This is a genomic window from Paraburkholderia sp. BR10872 (assembly GCF_040965835.1).
GTDB lineage: Bacteria > Pseudomonadota > Gammaproteobacteria > Burkholderiales > Burkholderiaceae > Paraburkholderia > Paraburkholderia nodosa_A.
The window spans coordinates 1-17,924 of sequence record NZ_JBFRCN010000098.1 but is presented as its reverse complement, the minus strand read 5'-3'; the positions used below and the strand labels follow the sequence as shown (position 1 = coordinate 17,924).

The following is a 17,924-nucleotide window of genomic DNA, read 5'->3' as shown; positions in this document are numbered from 1 at the left end:
TGATCCAGGCGCAAACCGCCGCCGGACCTGCAATTTTCGCCGCCTTCCACGCGCCGAACAGCCAGCCCGAACCGATGATCGACCCGAGGCCGGTGAACATCAGCGCGAACGGGCCGATGTTCCGTTGTATCGATTGCTTCACATTGTCTCCTACGTGATGGACAGCGCGAGCGAGCCATACCGGGAGTACGGCATCCATGTACCGTACCGAGCCTGTACACGGCCGGCCGGCCCTGATAACGCATGTCCTTGTTGTAATGCCTTGTGACCACTGGGATGTAGAGGCAACCGCAATTGCTGCGGAGACGCGATGATGAAGTGGCCCGACGTGCTCGTCTAATGCTGTGTCGGCATGGACATATGCAAACTTTGCATAAGGAGGGGCTGCGGCTTAGCGAAGATCCTGGACATTTCACCTTGTTGTTATGCCCGCCAGTTGCCGACGCTGGCCACCGTTCTCACGCTGACATTCGTACGTCGGCTCTCCACCAGGCAACGGACGTTCCGAAACCGTCAAGGCTTCGAAGGGCCTGACTACTGCGCGGGTGCCTGGTGAGGGTGATCCGTGGAGCGCCTCCGGGAAGCGTCTTCTGGTCTGGCATCAGCGGATCACCTGGCATCGACACTACTCCTTCACCTCGGCATTCTTTGTTTCATCTCCGGCCATGCCGTCACGGTTCATCGCATCTTCTTTCATCGCGTCTTTGGCCGCGCTGTCGGCGCTCATCGCGTCTGATTCTGTTGCGCTCTTTGCGGTTATGTCCTGACTCGGCGCGTCGTTGGCAGTCGCGTCGGTCGGTACACTATCATCGGCGAAGGCGCCCGCGGTCGCGAACGAGAAGCAGCTGGCGAGAATGGTGGCAGTGAGCTTGTTCATGATGTGATCCCTCAGCGAACCGACAGTGAGTCGGAATATCGATAGGACAGTAGCCCGATGGCGGGAGCCTGGTCTTGCCGCGAATCAGTGACGGGCATGACAACTTCACGGCCCCCCGTCGGCGACGGTCATGTCATTCTTGCGCGGATGGATATGACAGGAAGTCGGCAACCACTCCAAAGGGCATGGGTAAAGACCCGATATGCGTTAGCCGAATCTCTGGGGAATGACTACAGGTAAGGTGTGAAAGGCGTCTGGATGGTTCAACGATCGCAGCGTTATGGCAATGGCCGCTGTACCCTCGAGAAGGGTCTTCCACGCAGCAGATGATCGAACGACGGCAGTGGGTCGATCTCTGTTCACCTTCCCGAAGTAACAGCGAGCGACTTGACCGCGCTTACGCGACAAAGCCTTGCAGACCTTCAAGGACATAGGGCCGGAAACACATCGAACCCGTTTGCCACATCATGACCACAACAAGAAGCCTGGCGCTCATTCTGGCGTGCGTGTTTGCCTCTTCCGAGCAAGGTCACGCGCAATGTGTCGACCTGGTCGCCAGTCTTGATGACGGTCAGTTGATGCAGTCGCGGATTGCGCTGGTCGACCGTGCCGCGCCTACCGAACAGATCCGCATCCTCGCCTACATCTTCGAAATCGATCAGACCGGCGGCCTGCTTTTGCGTCATCTGGTCGAGGCTGCGCACCGAGGCGTGCCGGTCAAGCTGCTGATCGACGGCATCGGCCCCGAGCCGCACTACCCGTTCGAGGACGAACTCATCGTCGCCCTGCACGAGGTGGCGCCCGGCATTGAACTCCGAATCTTCCATCCACGATCCGATCTCGTCGAGATTTCGCATCGCATGCACGACAAACTGTTCCTGGTTGGCGACACGGCCGTGATCGGCAGTACCTCGATCTGGGATGAGAGCTTCCGCAACTGGCTCAGCGAGCGCGATTTGATGGTGTCGGGCGACGCCGGCCAGGAGGCTTCCTCCCTGCACGCCATGTACCAGCATTTCGCGTTGTTCTGGAATAGCCCGGAAGTGGTTCGCCCCGAGCCGGAAAAATTCCTCAACGTCGAAAGTCCTTATCGAGACTCGCAGGGTTATCCGACGCTGGACCCGGCTCGCATCCATTATTGGCGCGAATGGCTGCAGGCTCCGCTCGATGCTGCTGCCCTGGCGACAGACCTGGCCGCTACCGATACACCCACTGCCTCCGATACGCCCAATGATCCCGCCGCTCCGCCCGCTCGCGGGGCGTATTTTGATCCCGCCTGGATGCCGATCGCCTGCGAGCGACTGCACTATGTCCACGACTGGCCCGACAAGCGCTCGCCAGGCACGTTGCAAGACATGCTAGAAGCATTCGATACGGCGCAGCACGAAATCCTGATCATCAACCCCTACCTGATCCTGGTGCCGGAACTGCGCGAGGCGCTTGAGCGCAGGCAGCGCGAAGGTGTCCACGTGATCCTGGTGAGCGCCTCGCTGGCGAGCATTACGCAGGAATTCCCCGCGGTCGGGCGCGCCTATGCCGACGATCTGCCCGGCCTGGTGAATGCAGGGATCGAGGTGCGCGAATATTCCGACCGAGAGAACCGCATGATGCACGCCAAGCTGGTCCTCATCGACGGCCATCGATATTATCTTGGCAGTTTCAATTTCGATTCGCTGTCGGCCCGCTTGAATACCGAAAACGGCCTGTGGATAGTTATCCCTGAGGACGGGCTCGATCCCTTGCAAGACAGCGTGGCGTACTTCCTGAGCAACTCAAGTTCGGTGAGCGACGCCAATGGCCGCCTTCTGGCGGATCCCGATGCGCGCTGCCGGGCCGTCGGCTGCGGCGGTGCCTGGCGGTGGGTGACGATGCTAATCAGGAACTTCCTCTGAGCGCGGCGTGCCTTGTCGCTAAACTACGTGGCCAGTTCGGGTCGCCGTCCGCACCGTGTCGCGCAGCAGTCGGCCATCAAGAGCCAATGCTCTTTGCCCTCGACGGCCAATCAGCGTCGCGTTCCGGCCGTTCGGCGCTCAAGGTAGGCCCTCCCCGAGACACGAGGAATGACCGGTTCTGACACATCGGTCGACGTCACCTGTCAGCTTACCGGATTGCGTGCCATGACGATCCACGCCGCGCCGTTGATCATCACCGACCGCTCGCCGGGAAGGCCCGCGAAGGCGGCACGAACTGCGGCCGAGGCGCGGGCGCGGATGTCGTCGGGCTGATCAGCGAGCGCACGCGACAACGGGCCGACCTCGAGTGTCATCTTCACCGCGTCGTCGATCGCAGCGTCCCGCGTCCCGCCCTCGCCGAACGGGACGGAAGCGTCGAAGGGGGCGATAGCAATATCGGTGAAGCCGGCCGCCGTCAGGATGCGTGCCACGCGCCCCCGGTCGCCGAACGAAAACGGGCCGGGCGCTTCGGGATCGGGCAGTGCGCTCGGCGGGACGATGCCCTTGAGCGCGCCCATCGGCAGGCGCACCCAATCGTTCTCGGCCGCGCCGCGCCAGCAGACGAAAGCGACCCGGCCGCCGGGCCGGAGCGCGCGTCGCATGTGGGCGAACGCCGCTATCGGATTGTCGAAGAACATCACACCGAAACGCGAGAACAGGATGTCGAACGCGCCCTCGGGCAGCTCTGCGCTGCTGGCGTCGGCCACCAGAAACAGGGCCGGCGTATCCCGTTGCGCAAGCGCGCGCGCCCGGCCGATCAGCGGTTCGGATATGTCCACGCCCAGCACTTGGCCCCCTGCGCCGACGCGGGCTGCGAGAGCCAGACTCGACGCGCCCGCGCCGCAGCCGATGTCCAGCACGCGCTCACCCGTCGCGGGCGCGGCGGCTTCTATCGCGGCCTGGCCAAAGACCGCCACCATAGCGTCGAGCCGGGCCTGGTTCGCGACCCAGCGCTCCCCGCTTTGACCTTTCCAGTCACCGGCCCGATCGGCACTTTGCTCTGCCATGTCATCTCCTTGACTCGACGATCCGTCCTTCACCGCGCCGATCTACGCCGCCCTTTTCGAAGGCGACGACGCAACGGGAGAAAGGAATCTGTGCTCTCAAACAACCATCGACTGCTGGGCGAAGATACCCGCCATAGCGCCCTGCGATGATGCCTGGGTGACCGAGGGCAAGAAGGGCGTGGCGAGGTCGCCGGCGGCGTAGATGCCGGGCATGCTGGTTTGGCGGCGCTCGTCGACCTTTAGGACGATGCCGGTGGGCGTATCGACCGTGGCGAGGCCCAGCGATTCATGCAGGCTTGCGGACGGCCTGTTGCGCGGTTGGGCGAACAGGATATCGACCGCGACATTGCGGCCGGTATCGAGATTGACGGTGGCGATATCGCCCATGTGATGGGCGATATCGACGATCCGGCCATCGACGAGAGGTATGTTGCGGCGCGCCAGATCGGCCTGGATATCGGCCGCAATGTCATGACCATCGGCGAAGACAGTCAACTTGTCAGTCCAATCGCGGAACAGCCTGGCAGACTGGTGCGATTGCGGGCTGGACCAGACGAGGCCCCAATGCTGGCCGGCGACTTCAAAGCCGTCGCAATAGGGGCAGGGCACGATGGACGTGCCCCAGCTTTCGGCAAAGCCCGGAACATCAGGCATCTGGTCGGCGACGCCATAGCTCAGGATCAGGCGTCGCGCCCTCAGGCTTTCGTGATCGTCAGTGACGACGCAGAAATCGTCGATGGCGCCAGACACGCTCTCGGCCCGCGCATCGACCAGCCTGATCGTTGGATAGCGCACCAGCTGCTGCCGCGCCTCGACCAGGATGTCCAGCGGCGGCTTGTGATCGTGGCCGAGCAGGCCATGCGAGTGGCCGGCAAAGCGATTGCGCGGCCTGCCGGTATCGAGAACGGTGACCTTGCGGCGGGCACGGCCGAGCTGCAGGGCGGCGGCGAGGCCGGCAAAGCTGCCGCCGATGATGATGACGTCATTCATGGTGTTGGGCTCCGTGTTGTGGATGGAGGGGTCGGCTGGGCGTGGTGTGCAATATCGGCGGGCGATACGCGCTTGAGAGGGTCAGCGAGTAGGTGACCGGCCGCACAATGCCCCATTCGATGTCGCCGGGCGCCCCGGGGAACCCTGATTTGGACAACCGGTGAAACCACCCTTGGCTTGCACATTGCGATACTTAATGGTATCGTAATACGCGAATTTGAATACTGTCAAGTACTGGAATTGACGTGACCGAAAACAGCCAGGGCCGGCGCGGCCGGCCCGCCAACGAGGCGCTTCGCCAAACGATCGTCGACGCCGCCTGCGAACTCTTTGTGGAATTGGGTTTTCAAGCGACGACCATGGATAAGGTCGCCCAGCGCGCGAAGATATCCAAGCTCAGCATCTATCGGCACTTCGAGAACAAGGAGGCGCTGTTCAGCGCGGCCATGGTGGCCCGCTGCGATCAGTTTGCACCGCAGGCCCTTTCTGAAGGCGTCGACGGTTCGGCCGAAGATCAGCTCATGGCGGTGGGATCATCCCTGCTTCGCACGCTGTTGAGCCCGGACGTCCGCAGTGTCGAAGCCATGGTGTTGGCCGACAAGACGAATCAACCGTCGTTAAGCAAGCTCCATTACGATGCCGGGCCCGCGCATGTCATCGCCCAAATCGAGGCCGTGTTGAGTCAGTTGCACGCGAAAGCGATTCTGAACGTACCCGACGCTCTCCAGTCGGCCCGCTTGTTTGCCGCGCTGTTCAAAGGATCCGATCTCCTGCTTATCGCCCGCTTCGACGAGGCGAGAGCAGAGGACGACAACGAAATCGAATCCTATTGCCGGTCGGCCGTCGCCATGTTCATCGCCGCGCACGGTGGCATCTAACGATGCCACCGCGGCCGATGAAGAACACGCAGCAGTTGCATACGCTGTTCTAAGTGGAACGACAGAGAAGGGTCGAACCGAGCCCTGACCTGGCAATCTGCGAAGCGCTTTTTGGCGGACCGAACGCGCCGCCGTGCTGCATGTCCCACCGATCACTCACACGATCCACTCCCCATCACGCACGACGACACATCCATTCGCGACAACCAGCTTGCGCTTGGGCCGCGCGACGACGGCCTGCGCGACGCTCTCCGCCTCGACGACCACGAGGTCCGCACGCGCCCCAACCTGCAGACCGTAGTCGGCGAAACCGCAGCCACGCGCGGCGGCCACGCTCACGCAGTCGAATGCGATAGCGATATCGTCGTCGCGCCGCAAGTCGTAGCGCAAGCCGATCAACATGGCACGCTCGAGCATGTCGGGCACGCCATACGGCGACCACGTGTCGCGAATGCCGTCGTTGCCGCCAAACACCGTCACGCCCCTGTCGCGGCAGACCTTGAGCGGCGGAACCGGGCACGAAGGCGGCGCGCTCGTCAGCAGCGCCACGCGCAGTTGCGCAATCCGGTCGATCAATGCGTCGCGCACACGCTCCGGCAACGCGCCCAGACAAAACGCGTGACTCACGACCACCTGACCTTGCATGCCGAGCGCCTGCACGCGATCGAGCAGCAGTTTCAGCGTGAACGCCCCGACCTCGCCGGGTTCGTGCAGATGAATATCGATCGGCTTGCGATGGCGCTCCGCCAGTGCGAACGTGGCATCGAGCGAGGCCACGGGATCGCCGTCGATCAGCGCCGGGTCGAGCGCGCCGAGCACGTCGGCGCCGGCCGCCAGTGCGCTGTCGAGCAGTTCGACCGTACCGGGCCGAATCAGCATGCCCGACTGCGGAAACGCGACGATCTGCAGGTCGAGGACATCGCGCAGCGTCTGCCGCGTGGCGAGCACGCCTTCGAGGTAGCGCAACCGCGCGTCGGTGTCGATGTCGACGTGGGTCCGCAGGCGCGTCGTACCGGCCTGCACGAATGCACGCGCCAGCGCGAGCGACTGGGCGGCGGCATCGTGGCCCGAGGTCCTGCGCCATTCGCGCTCGTTGGCGATGCGGTCGGTGAGCAGCGGCCCTACCTCGTTGCGATACCACGGGCGGCCCCAGTTGCTCTTGTCGAGGTGCGTGTGGCCTTCGACGAATCCGGGCAGCAGCAGCCCTGCGCCGCCGTCGACGACTGGTACGCCCGGCTGTGCCGCGACGTGGGGTCCGATTGCCTCGATGCGGCCATCGGCGAGCGCGACGCCAACGCGCTGGCCGTCGGCCAGCCTGACGTTGGAGAGATGAAGCGCGGAAGTCGTGAATGTCATGCCGATTCTCCGTGAAACATCGCAGGATCTTATCGATTCGGCCGGATATTCGAAGATTAGATGTTCTACTACCTCTGCCCGCAAAAAAAACGGCGGCGCCGGTTATCGACCCGGCACCGCCGAACATACTGCTTTCGGAGCGTGAAGACCTAGAAGCGGTGAATGATACCGATCGCGCCCGCCACCTGGCTGCGCGACGAGGACGGCGCGCTGTTCTGGCCATCGCCGATGTCGGCAGTCGCGTTGATGATGTTGCCCGCGCCGTTCGTGCCAAGCGTCTGACCGCCTGCGCGCTGGTACGCCTCGACGAAGTACAGACCCGTGCGCTTCGACAGCGTGTAGTACTGCGACAGGTTGTACTGTGCGTACGAAGCCGAGCTCTGGATGCCGTTGGCCTTGGTCGCGCGCGTGTAGGAGAACCCAGCCGCGAGGTCGAGCACGGTGATCGGCTTGTAGTGCAGCACGACGCCGCCCGTGTTCCAGATCTGCGTGTCGTGGAAGGACGAACCCGTGCCCGGAATGTACTGGACGTTCGAGTAAGCCACCGAAATGTCCCACTGCGAGGTGAACTGGTAGCCAGCTGTCACAGCCAGGCGCTGCTGCGACTGTGTCGTCTGGAAGCCGTTCGTGAGAGCCGACACGCCCGGCTCGCCATTGCTGTAAGCCGTCGAGTTCGCGCTCCATGCGCCGCCGTTAGGCGTCGCGTTGTGCAGGCGCTCGAAGCCTACGGCGATGCCAGCCGGACCGTGCAGGTATTGCGCGGCAAGGCTCCACGTCTGGCCTGCGCCGGTGCTGCCCGCCACGCCGCCCAGTGCATACATGCCGCTCACGGTCAGGCCCGCGATGTTCGGCGAGGTATAGACCAGCGCGTTGTTGATGCGATAGATGGTGTCCATCGAGTCGATGTCGCCCGGGTGCGCGCCGTATGCGCCGGTCAGCCACGTGGTCGGGCTGTACGGCGAAAGCAGCGTGTAGTACGGGGCGTACTGGCGGCCGGCCGTCAGCGTGCCGTAGTTCGCGTTCGTGACACCCACGAACGCCTGGCGGCTGAACATCAGGTTCGTGGTTTGCTGTGCGCCCGTTGCCGAATTGAAGCCTTCTTCAAGGGTGAAGATCGCGCGCGTGCCGCCGCCCAGATCTTCGCCGCCCTTCAAGCCGAAGCGCGAACCGGCCCAGATGCCCTGCGCCATCTTGACGAGCGAACGTCCGCCAGAAGTCTTGCCCAGCGAGGTGGAACTGCTTTGATAACCAATACCGTTATCGACGATACCGTACAGCGTGACGCTGCTTTGCGCGTGAGCGCCCAGCGCGGCGAGTCCAAGCGCGGAAGCGAGGATAGTCTTTTTCATCAGTCGTCCTATCTTTAGTCGTTGTGGTTTGATACTCGTTAAAACCCTGGTTGCTATATTGCCTCCTGTCCGGCAAGGAGCGCATCACCCCTGAAGCGCTCCCGGCCGAATTCGTCTCCTTAGTGGATCTCGGGTTCGCCGCCGGCGCTGGCGCACGAGCCGCCCACGCCGTCACGCTGCATGAAGTCGAACTCGCAGCCGTTGTTGGCCTGCATGACGTGCATCTGGTACATCGCGCCATATCCGCGCCTGAAGCGCGGTTCCGGTGCGACCCACGCGGCCTTGCGGCGCGCCATTTCCTCGTCCGAAATCAGCACGTTCAGGCGGCGCTCCGGCACGTTCAGCTCGATCAGGTCGCCGTCCTGCACGAGGGCGAGCGGACCGCCGATGAACGATTCCGGCGCCACGTGCAAAACGCATGCGCCGTAGCTCGTGCCGCTCATGCGCGCGTCGGAAATACGCAACATGTCGCGCACGCCCTTCTGCAGAATCTTTTGCGGAATCGGCAGCTGGCCCCACTCCGGCATGCCCGGCGCGCCGACAGGACCCGCGTGCTGGAGCACGATCACGCTGTTCTCGTCGCAGTCGAGCTCTTCACTGTCGATGCGCGCAGCCATGTCGTTGTAATCCTTGAACACTACGGCCTTGCCCGTGTGCACGTGCAGGCGCTTTTCCGCCGCACCGGGCTTGATGACGGCGCCGTCCGGTGCGAGATTGCCGCGCAGCACGGCGAGGCCCGTATCCGGCATGAGCGGCTTCGCGCGGCGATAGATTACCTCTTCGCTGTAGATTTGCGCGTCGGCGATGTTTTCGCCGAGCGTCTTGCCGTTCACGGTCATCTGCGTGCCGTCGATCAGCTCGCCGAGTTCCTTGAGCATCGCGCGCAGGCCGCCGGCGTAGTAGAAGTCCTCCATGAGGTACTTGCCGGTCGGGCGGATGTTCGCGAGCACCGGCGTGCGGCGCGCGATTTCATCGTACTGCGCGAGCGTGAGATCGACACCGGCGCGGCGCGCAAGCGCGATCATGTGGACGATCGCGTTGGTCGAGCCCGAAAGCGCGAGACACGTGGTCACGGCGTTGTCGACCGACTTGCGCGTGATGATGTCCGACGGCTTCAGGTCTTCCCACACCATCTCGACGATGCGCATGCCCGTCTTTGCCGACATCTGCGCGTGGCGCGAGTCCGGCGCGGGAATCGAGGCGAAGCCCGGCAGCGTGAAGCCCAAGGCTTCCGCGGCGCTCGTCATCGTCGATGCCGTGCCCATCGTCATGCAGTGGCCCGGCGAGCGTGCAATGCCGCCTTCCACGCCCTTCCAGTCCTCTTCGGTGATCTTGCCCGCGCGCAGGTCGGCCCAGTACTTCCAGGTGTCCGAACCCGAACCGAGCGTCACGCCGTTCCAGTTGCCATTGAGCATCGGGCCCGCGGGCAGGAAGATCGTGGGCAGATCCATCGAGATCGCGCCCATCAGCAGCGCGGGCGTGGTCTTGTCGCAGCCGCCCATCAGCACGACGCCGTCGGCCGGGTACGAACGGATCGTCTCTTCCGCCTCCATGGCGAGGAAGTTGCGATAGAGCATCGTGGTGGGCTTCTGGAACGGCTCGGAAAGCGTCTGCACCGGCAGTTCGATCGGGAAACCACCCGCCTGCCAGATGCCGCGCTTGACCTCTTCCACGCGCTGCTTGAAGTGCGTATGGCAAGGGTTGATCTCGCTCCACGTATTGAGGATGGCGATCACCGGTTTGCCCGCGTACTCCTCGCGGCTGTAGCCCATCTGCGCGGTGCGCGAGCGATGGCCGAACGACCGCAGGTCGTTCACGCCATACCAGCGGTGGCTGCGCAGTTCTTCGGGGGTCTTTCGCTTCTTGCTCATCTTGCGTTGCTCCAGGTGTTTCCAGTAAAGCCGCCAGCCCTAGCGCTGCTCCTTCACGCGCGACACGAGCTGTGTCGGGCTGACGAACTGCAGTGCCACCAGCACCCACGCGAGCGTGATGGCCATGTAGATCATGGCCATCGCGTCGATGGATTGCGGCGCACGCACGCCCGTCGAGAAGACGGCGTAGTACAGCGCAACCACCAGCGTCTGCGTGTCGGGCCCGGCGGTAAAGAAAGTGAGTTCAAACATGCCGATCGTGCGCACCAGCACGAGCAGCCCGGCCGCCAGCATCCCCGGCACGAGGAGCGGCAGCAATACATAACGGAAATAGCGGAACGTGTTCGCGCCGAAAATGCGCGCGGCCGACTCGAGGTTCGGATCGATCTGCTCGATGAACGGCGTCATCACGAGGATCACGAACGGCAGCGCGGGCACCAGGTTCGCGAGGATCACGCCGGGCAGCGTGCCCGCGAGGCCGATCTGGTACATCGCAGTGGCCATCGGAATACCGTACGTGACGGGCGGCACCATGAGCGGCAGCAGAAACACGAGCATGGCAATGCGCTTGCCTGGGAACTGCGCGCGCGCCAGAGCGTAGGCCGCGGGCACGCCCAGCGCGATGGACAGCAGCACGACCGAGCCGACCACTTCGAACGTCACCCACAGCACGCTCGAAAGCTGGAAGTCGCGCCACGCCTGCGCATACCAGTGCAGCGTGAAGCCCTGCGGCAGCGGCGTGCCGAACCAGCGTGTGGCGATCGAGTTCACGCCCACCGTGGCGATCAGCAGCACAACATTGAGCAGGAAGAACACCACGCCGCCCCAGACGAACACTTTCCAGAGCACGTCGGGCAGGCGCGAAGCGGGCCTGGCCTGCTCGACGTTAGCGGCGGGAGCGCTGCGCTCCTCGCCCGCCTGCGCACCCGTGCCGAGGCCGGCCGCGTTACGTTGATGGGCGCTCATCAGCCTTTCCCCCCGCTCATCGGGCCCGAGTAGAAGAAGCGCTTGGCGCTCAACATCGCGGCCACGACGATCAACTGCACGAAGCCCATCACGATGGCGATGGTCGAGGCGAGCGAGTAGTCATAGCTCTCGAACGCCGCCTCCGCTGCCGCAATGGAGATCACGCGCGTGGGACCCGCGGGCGCACCGAGCAGCACCGCCGAAGGAAACACCGAATACGCCTGCACGAACGACAGGCACGCGGCCATCGTGAGACCGGGCGCGAGCAGCGGCAAATAGATTTGCCGGAACTGCTGCCACGGGCCTGCGCCAAGCGTGGCCGCCGCCCGCGCGAGCGTCGGGTCGATGCCGGTGACGTACGAGAGCGTGAGCAGAAACGCGAACGGGAAACCCGAAACGATCAGCGAAATCAGCACGCCCCAATAGTTGTGCGTGAGCCGGATCTCTTCGTTCGTATACAGATGCAGTGCGTGCAGCGCCTGCGGGAACCAGCCGTTCGGGCCGAAGTAGCTGAGCATGCCGTCGGCGATCAGCACAGTGCCGAGCGTGACGGGAATGACGAGCAGCGTGGTCACGAGCTTCTGGTACGGCGACTTGCGGCGCAGCGCGAAGGCCACCGGCAGGGAGAGCCCGACATTGATGATCGTCGCGGGCACCGCCAGCTTGAGCGTGACGAACACCGTGGGCCAGAGTGAAAGGTCGTGAACGAACTGCAGGTAATTCGCGAACATGCCCCCGCCGTTCATCGGCCTGAACGACAGGACGAGACCGTAGGCGAACGGATAGAGGAACATCGCGATGATGAAGCCGAGCGCGGGCGTGACGAGCCAGCCGCGAGAATCGCGCGGCGCCTTGACCAGCGACGGAAGGAGCGTGCTCATGACGCACGCTCCGCGTAGGCCAGCACGTGCGAAGGCGCGACGCGCAGCGTGGCGCGCTCGCCCGCTTCGAATTCGCCTTCCACGCGCGCCCACAGCTTGCCGAACGGCGCGTTGGCGAGCAGCAGCGAATCGCGGCCGCCGTATTCGACCATTTCCACTTCGACGTCGAAGGCGTTCGCATCGCCCGCGTTGGCGCGCTCGAAATCCTCGGGGCGCATGGCCACGGAAATTTCGCCGCCGTTCAGCTCGCCCATCGGCACGCCTGTGAGCGTGATGCCCGAAGACGACATCGCAACATGCGCGCCCTGCTCGCCCGTCATGGCGAACGGCAGCACATTGCGAAAGCCCATGAAGCGCGCAACGTGCAGATTCGAGGGGCGGCTATACACTTCCTTCGGCGTCGCGACCTGCTGCACGACGCCCTCTTTCATCACGACGATGCGGTCCGCCATCGAAAGCGCTTCGTCCTGATCGTGGGTCACGTAAATCGTGGCGCGTTCGAGCTGCCCGTGAATGCGGCGGATTTCCGCGCGCATTTCGATGCGCAGCTTGGTGTCGAGGTTAGAGAGCGGCTCGTCCATCAGCACGAGCGGCGGCTCGATGACGATGGCGCGGGCAATCGCCACGCGCTGCTGCTGGCCGCCCGAAAGCTGGCCCGGCAGCTTGTTTTCATGGCCGACGAGCTGCACGAGCTGCAGCGCCTCGCGCGCGCGGCGCTTCGCCTCTTCGCGCGGCACGCCCTGCATTTTCAGGCCGAAGCCGACGTTTTCCAGCACCGTCATGTGCGGGAACAACGCGTAATTCTGGAACACCATGCCGAAGCCGCGTTTCTCGGGCGGCAACACGTCGATGCGCTGGTCATCAAGCCAGATGCTGCCGCTCGTGAGCGGCTGCAGACCGGCGATGCAATTGAGCGCCGTGGATTTGCCGCAGCCCGACGGCCCTAGCAGCGCGATGAATTCGCCGCGGCGAATATCGAGGTCGAGACCGCGCAGCGCGGCGAGCTGCGTCCCCTCTGCGCTAGTGAAGCTACGACACACCGAATCGAGGCGCAGGCGATCGAAAGAATGCTTCATGACACGTTCCTGATCAACAAGATCAACTACGTACGAATGGAACGCGGACGGCACTCAACCCGAATGAGCGACTCGAATACCGTCCGTCCATTGCCGATTCTTCCTCTCGTTACTGCGACTTCTGCGAACCGACTTCGCGGTCCCATTTCTGGAACGCCGCGACCATCGCCTGCGCCGAAAGCGGCTGGACATGCGGATAGGCCGTGAGCCACTTCGCGTACTCGGGGCGGCCGTATTTCGCGATCACGTCCTGGCTTTCCTTCGGCGCCATCTGCAGCGTGACGTCCTTCACTGCCGGGCCCGGATAGAAGTAGCCGTCGTCATACGTCATGGCCTGTTGCTGCGGCTCGAGCATGAAGTTCATGAGCTTGAGCAGCACCGCGAGCTTCTCTTTCGAAACGCCCTTCGGCACGACCATATAGTGGGCGTCGTTCACCCACGTCATGTTGTTGAACGCTTGCACCTTGAAGTCCGCCGGCACGATGCCGAGCGCGCGCGGGTTGATGTCCCAGCCCGTCACGGTCACGGTCATGTCGCGCGTGCCTTCGCCCAATTCCTTCATCACCGCCGAGGTGCCGCCCGGGTAGTACGGCACGCACGAGTTCAGCTCCTTCAGGAACGCCCAGGTCTTGTCCCAGCCGTTGATCGGGTCTTGCGGGTTCTTGTCGCCGAGCAGGTAAGGCAGGCCCATCAGGAACGTGCGGCCCGGACCCGAGTTGGCCGGACGCGCATAGATCAGCTTGCCGGGGTTCGCCTTGCACCACGTCAGCAGTTCCTGCGGCGTTTGCGGCGGCCTGGCGACCTTGGCCGGGTTGTATTCGATCAGCGGACCGGCCGGCATGTACGCCACTTCGAGGCCATAGCCTTGCGCCAGGTCCTGCATCTTGCGCGGGCCCGGCGCGTACTTGTCGAGCACGCCCGGCAGCGCGGCCTGCTGGTCGGGCAGCAGCTTCATCCAGAGATTCTGTTCGATGCCGGCGGCGAGCGCGTCGGTCCCCGTCAGCACGAGATCGATGTCGGCGCGACCGGCGGCCTGCATGGCCTTGATCTTGCCAGGCAACTGCGGAGCGGGCGCGTTGGTGTACGTGATGTTGGAGACGAGATTCGGGTTTTTCGCCTTGAACGCTTCGAAAGCCTTCTGCGTGAGCTGCAGGTTACCGGCCACGTCGACTATGTTCAGCGAAACGGGATCGGCCTTTGCCGCGCTCATGCCGAGCGCCGCGGCGGCCGCCACACACACGGCCAGCACGCTGGCCTTCAAACGTCCATCGAACATCGCATCTCCTCACATCTCTGTTTATGGAATTTGTTCTACGCGACCCGTCGATTCTTGTATTTTCAAAGCCGGACACAGGATGCCGAACCACGCATCAAGTTGTCAAGCAACGTCAGGCTCTTTGTGAGACTACTGTGAGCCTCTTGTCGGGCTCCTTTTGGAGAAAGCGCCTGCAAGGCTTCTGCAGGCGCTTTTCTGACCGCTTTCGCGGGATTACTGCTTCACCAGCTCGCCGTCGCGCAAACGCCACAGCGCGAGCGGATTGTCGTTCTGCAGTGTGACCGGCAAAAGTTCGGCCGGCAGGTCCTGGTAGCAGACCGGACGCAGGAAGCGCTCGATCGCCATCGCGCCTACCGAAGTCGAGCGCGCGTCAGAAGTGGCGGGGAACGGGCCGCCGTGAACCATCGCATACGAGACTTCGACGCCCGTCGGGAAGCCGTTCGCGAGAATGCGGCCGGCCTTGCGCTCGAGAATCGGCAAGAGGCGCGCGGCCATCGCGTAGTCGTCGCGGTCGATGTGCAGCGTCGCCGTGAGCTGGCCTTCGAGGTGCTCCGCCACGCGCGCGAGTTCCGCTTCGTCGCGGCACGCCACGACGACCGAGGTCGGCCCGAAGATCTCGTCCGACAACGCGTGCTGGGCGAGGAACTGCTCGGCGCTCGCCTTGAAGAGGACCGGCAGCGCGTCGCAATGCGCTTCTGTCTTCGTGCCTTCGGCGAGATTCTCGATGCCCGGCAGCTGCTTGCGCGCCGCAATCGCTTCACCATACGTCGAGGCGATGCCGGGAGTCAGCATGCTTTGCGAGGGCTTCTGCGTGAGCGCGGCGCTTGCCGCCTTCACGAAGCGGTCGAGTTCCGCCGAGTCGATCGCGAACACGAGGCCCGGGTTCGTGCAGAACTGGCCCACGCCCAGCGTGAGCGAATCGACAAAGCCTTGCGCGAGCGCATCGCCGCGGGCGGCCAGCGCTGCGGGCAGCACGAACATCGGGTTGATGCTGCTCATTTCGGCGTAGACCGGAATCGGCTCGGGACGCGCGGCCGCGATGTGCGAAAGCGCGAGACCGCCGCGGCGCGAGCCCGTGAAGCCCACGGCCTTGATAGCCGGGTGCGCCACGAGTGTTTCGCCCGCTTCGTTGCCGCCGCCGAAGACGAGCGAGAACACGCCTTCGGGCAGGCCGACGTCAGCCACGGCCTGCTGGATCGCGCGGCCCACGAGTTCCGAGGTGCCCGGATGCGCGAGGTGCGCCTTCACGACGACCGGGCAGCCGGCAGCCAGCGCCGAAGCCGTGTCGCCGCCCGCCACCGAAAACGCCAGCGGGAAGTTGCTCGCGCCGAACACGGCCACCGGGCCGAGCGGGATGCGATGCGCGCGCAGGTCCGAGCGCGGCAGCGGCTTGCGCTCGGGCAGCGCCGAGTCGAGCACGGCGCCGCACCAGCGGCCGTCGCGCACGAGCGACGCGAAAAGGCGCAGCTGCCCGACCGTGCGGCCGCGCTCGCCTTCGAGGCGCGCCTTGGGCAGCGCCGATTCGAGATGCGCGCGCTCGATCAGCGCGTCGCCGATGCCGAGAATGCGCTCGGCGATCGCTTCGAGCAGGCGCGCACGCGTTTCGTGCGGGGCGGCGCGGAAGGCGTCGAACGCCTGCGCCGCGAGTTCGCAGGCGCGCGCGACTTCGGCCTTGCCGCCGAGGCCGAAAGAAGGCTCGATCTCCTGGCCGAGCGCGGGCGCGAAGGCGCGCATCTCGCCCGCCTCGCCGCGCACCGCTTGCGCGCCCAACAACATGGCTCCAGTAATCTGCATGTTCGCTCCGTTCAAATGCTATCTGCCATTTATGCGCTGGCGGTCTGGGCCGTTGCGGCCAGATTCTGCTCGAACGCGAGCAGCGCCCTGGCCGCGTCGCCGATCGCCGGCAGCGCCTCAGCGGGCGACTGCGAGAGCAGCGGCAGGATCGGACCCATGTCGGCAATGCCCGAGAGCGTCACGGCGTCATGCAGCACGCGGATGAGCGAGATGTTGTCGCGCAGCGTTTCGAGCGGCATGAAGGCATCGTAGAGGCGCTGGGCTTCTTCCGCACGGCCCTCCTTCGCGGCCTTCAGGAGCGCCATGATGGCGCTCGAAGCGATACAGCCCGAGCCCGTGGTCCAGGCAGCCAGACCGAAGTCGCGCACGTGAACCAGCGCCGGACGCTCGCCCATGCCCGAGACGACCTTCGAGGCCGGCACGCGTTCCAGCAGGCGGCGCAGATACGGATCGTTCGCCGGGTCCTTGCGCACGATGGCGTACTTCACCGCAATGAGCGTGCCGCGGTCGATCAGGCGCACGAGCGTGTCGACGTCGACATAGTCTTCGCTCTTGATATAGAGCGTGAGCGGAATGCCGGCGGTGTCGGCGATGCGCGCGAGACCGGCTTCGACGCCTGCGGGCGTGGTGAAACCGGAGAGCGGCAGCACCATGGCCGTCTTGTATTGCGTTTGCGCGAGGATGCGCGCCTGGTCGAGCATCTTGCCGTAGTCAGGGCCGATGGCCGGAATCACGCGCGTTTCGGGCGCGGTGAGGCCGGCGAGCATGTCAAGCAACTCGCGGAATTCGCTCACGGCGACGTGGTACAGATTCGCATTGCCGCCGTACAGCAGCGTGCGAATACCGCCCGCTTCCATATGCCGGATCAGCTGGCGGTTCTGTTCGACGTCGAGGGAGAAGTCGGGGCGGCGTGCGAGCGGCGGCACTGCCATCACAGTCGAGGCGAATTCGCTCTCGACAATCGGGGACACGTTCATGAGGCCTCGTGCTGGGATGGTGGGTTGTCAATACCGGGCACAGTAGCACCGGCCCACCGTAGTTGTCAAACAACTTGTTGCATTTGTTGGGGTTTGTTCGGAGGGTATGACAACCTTGGTCCGCTCGCCCTTGCGCGGTCGGTACCGGCCCCGTAAAGGTATATTGTAGAATTGCGCTCCAATCGTGGAACCGGTTCCATTTAACATCTCCGTTCCGTGGCAGCCGCGGCGGATGTCACGCGCAACCACTCAGGATGGCTACGCGGACACGGTCGAACCACACCGCGCCGAACTCATACAGAATCCCACCATGTCTGAATCTCCTCTCACGACACGCCGCGGCTTCCTGCGCACGGCAGCGGTGCTCGTGCCCGCCAGCGCACTGGCGGGCTGCGAGGGCGGCAAGCAGCCGTCGAGCGAAACCGCCGCGGCGGGCAGCGCCGCCTCTGCGCCCAACGTCAGGCCAGAAGCCGGTCAGGCCGTCGCCTACAAGCCGCGCTTCTTCGACGCGCGCGAGTGGGCCTTTGTCGAAGCCGCCACCGACCGCCTGATTCCCGCCGACGCCGAAGGCCCCGGCGCGCTGCAAGCCGGCGTGCCCGAATTCATCGACCGGCAGATGGACACGCCTTACGCGCACGGCGCGCTCTGGTACATGCAGGGGCCGTTCCAGCAAG

15 protein-coding genes are annotated in these 17,924 nt (G+C 64.4%); 3 read left to right on the top strand and 12 right to left on the bottom strand.

The window, feature by feature from the left end:
• Positions 1-625: 625 nt before the first annotated feature.
• Positions 626-877: a pentapeptide MXKDX repeat protein gene (locus tag AB4Y43_RS39180; RefSeq protein WP_368730193.1), complete on the bottom strand. Its 252-nt coding sequence runs from the start codon at positions 875-877 to the stop codon at positions 626-628.
• A gap of 467 nt (positions 878-1,344) precedes the next feature.
• Between AB4Y43_RS39180 and AB4Y43_RS39175 the strand changes: the two genes are divergently transcribed.
• Positions 1,345-2,769 carry a phosphatidylserine/phosphatidylglycerophosphate/cardiolipin synthase family protein gene (locus AB4Y43_RS39175; protein WP_368730192.1) on the top strand — a complete coding sequence of 475 codons (1,425 nt, stop codon included), beginning with the start codon at positions 1,345-1,347 and terminating at the stop codon, positions 2,767-2,769.
• 203 nt (positions 2,770-2,972) lie between these two features.
• Here AB4Y43_RS39175 and AB4Y43_RS39170 read toward each other — a convergent pair whose 3' ends face one another.
• Together AB4Y43_RS39170 and AB4Y43_RS39165 are read right to left on the bottom strand one after the other, a co-directional pair.
• The gene (locus AB4Y43_RS39170) at positions 2,973-3,836 is read right to left on the bottom strand and encodes a class I SAM-dependent methyltransferase (RefSeq protein WP_368730191.1); all 864 of its coding nucleotides are present in this window, start codon (positions 3,834-3,836) and stop codon (positions 2,973-2,975) included.
• A 96-nt stretch (positions 3,837-3,932) separates the two neighbouring features.
• Positions 3,933-4,826 carry an NAD(P)/FAD-dependent oxidoreductase gene (locus AB4Y43_RS39165; RefSeq protein WP_368730190.1) on the bottom strand — a complete coding sequence of 298 codons (894 nt, stop codon included), beginning with the start codon at positions 4,824-4,826 and terminating at the stop codon, positions 3,933-3,935.
• Between the two features lie 245 nt (positions 4,827-5,071).
• Between AB4Y43_RS39165 and AB4Y43_RS39160 the strand changes: the two genes are divergently transcribed.
• Positions 5,072-5,704, top strand: a complete 633-nt coding sequence (locus AB4Y43_RS39160; protein WP_342946355.1) for a TetR/AcrR family transcriptional regulator — start codon at positions 5,072-5,074, stop codon at positions 5,702-5,704.
• 156 nt (positions 5,705-5,860) lie between these two features.
• Here the strand turns inward: AB4Y43_RS39160 and AB4Y43_RS39155 are convergent, their stop codons facing one another.
• The 9 genes from AB4Y43_RS39155 to AB4Y43_RS39115 form a co-directional block, all read right to left on the bottom strand.
• Positions 5,861-7,060, bottom strand: coding sequence for an amidohydrolase family protein (locus AB4Y43_RS39155; RefSeq protein WP_069267330.1), 1,200 nt, complete (start codon positions 7,058-7,060; stop codon positions 5,861-5,863).
• Positions 7,061-7,209: 149 nt separating this feature from the next.
• The gene (locus tag AB4Y43_RS39150) at positions 7,210-8,409 is read right to left on the bottom strand and encodes a porin (RefSeq protein ID WP_069267329.1); all 1,200 of its coding nucleotides are present in this window, start codon (positions 8,407-8,409) and stop codon (positions 7,210-7,212) included.
• A 119-nt stretch (positions 8,410-8,528) separates the two neighbouring features.
• The gene (gene araD / locus AB4Y43_RS39145; RefSeq protein ID WP_342946357.1) at positions 8,529-10,280 is read right to left on the bottom strand and encodes an L-arabinonate dehydratase; all 1,752 of its coding nucleotides are present in this window, start codon (positions 10,278-10,280) and stop codon (positions 8,529-8,531) included.
• A gap of 39 nt (positions 10,281-10,319) precedes the next feature.
• Positions 10,320-11,246 carry an ABC transporter permease gene (locus tag AB4Y43_RS39140; protein WP_368684732.1) on the bottom strand — a complete coding sequence of 309 codons (927 nt, stop codon included), beginning with the start codon at positions 11,244-11,246 and terminating at the stop codon, positions 10,320-10,322.
• Positions 11,246-12,127 (bottom strand): ABC transporter permease, encoded by an 882-nt coding sequence (locus AB4Y43_RS39135; protein WP_368730189.1) that lies wholly within the window; start codon positions 12,125-12,127, stop codon positions 11,246-11,248. Before AB4Y43_RS39135 ends, AB4Y43_RS39140 begins: the two co-directional genes overlap by 1 nt.
• Positions 12,124-13,203: an ABC transporter ATP-binding protein gene (locus AB4Y43_RS39130; RefSeq protein WP_069267326.1), complete on the bottom strand. Its 1,080-nt coding sequence runs from the start codon at positions 13,201-13,203 to the stop codon at positions 12,124-12,126. Before AB4Y43_RS39130 ends, AB4Y43_RS39135 begins: the two co-directional genes overlap by 4 nt.
• 109 nt (positions 13,204-13,312) lie before the next feature.
• Positions 13,313-14,413 carry an ABC transporter substrate-binding protein gene (locus AB4Y43_RS39125; RefSeq protein WP_256094948.1) on the bottom strand — a complete coding sequence of 367 codons (1,101 nt, stop codon included), beginning with the start codon at positions 14,411-14,413 and terminating at the stop codon, positions 13,313-13,315.
• Between the two features lie 279 nt (positions 14,414-14,692).
• Positions 14,693-16,273, bottom strand: coding sequence for an aldehyde dehydrogenase (NADP(+)) (locus tag AB4Y43_RS39120; RefSeq protein ID WP_342946360.1), 1,581 nt, complete (start codon positions 16,271-16,273; stop codon positions 14,693-14,695).
• A gap of 29 nt (positions 16,274-16,302) precedes the next feature.
• Positions 16,303-17,250, bottom strand: a complete 948-nt coding sequence (locus AB4Y43_RS39115; RefSeq protein ID WP_368730188.1) for a dihydrodipicolinate synthase family protein — start codon at positions 17,248-17,250, stop codon at positions 16,303-16,305.
• Positions 17,251-17,560: 310 nt separating this feature from the next.
• Between AB4Y43_RS39115 and AB4Y43_RS39110 the strand changes: the two genes are divergently transcribed.
• Positions 17,561-17,924 (top strand): gluconate 2-dehydrogenase subunit 3 family protein (locus AB4Y43_RS39110; protein WP_368730187.1); only part of this gene is annotated, 364 nt, incomplete at its 3' end.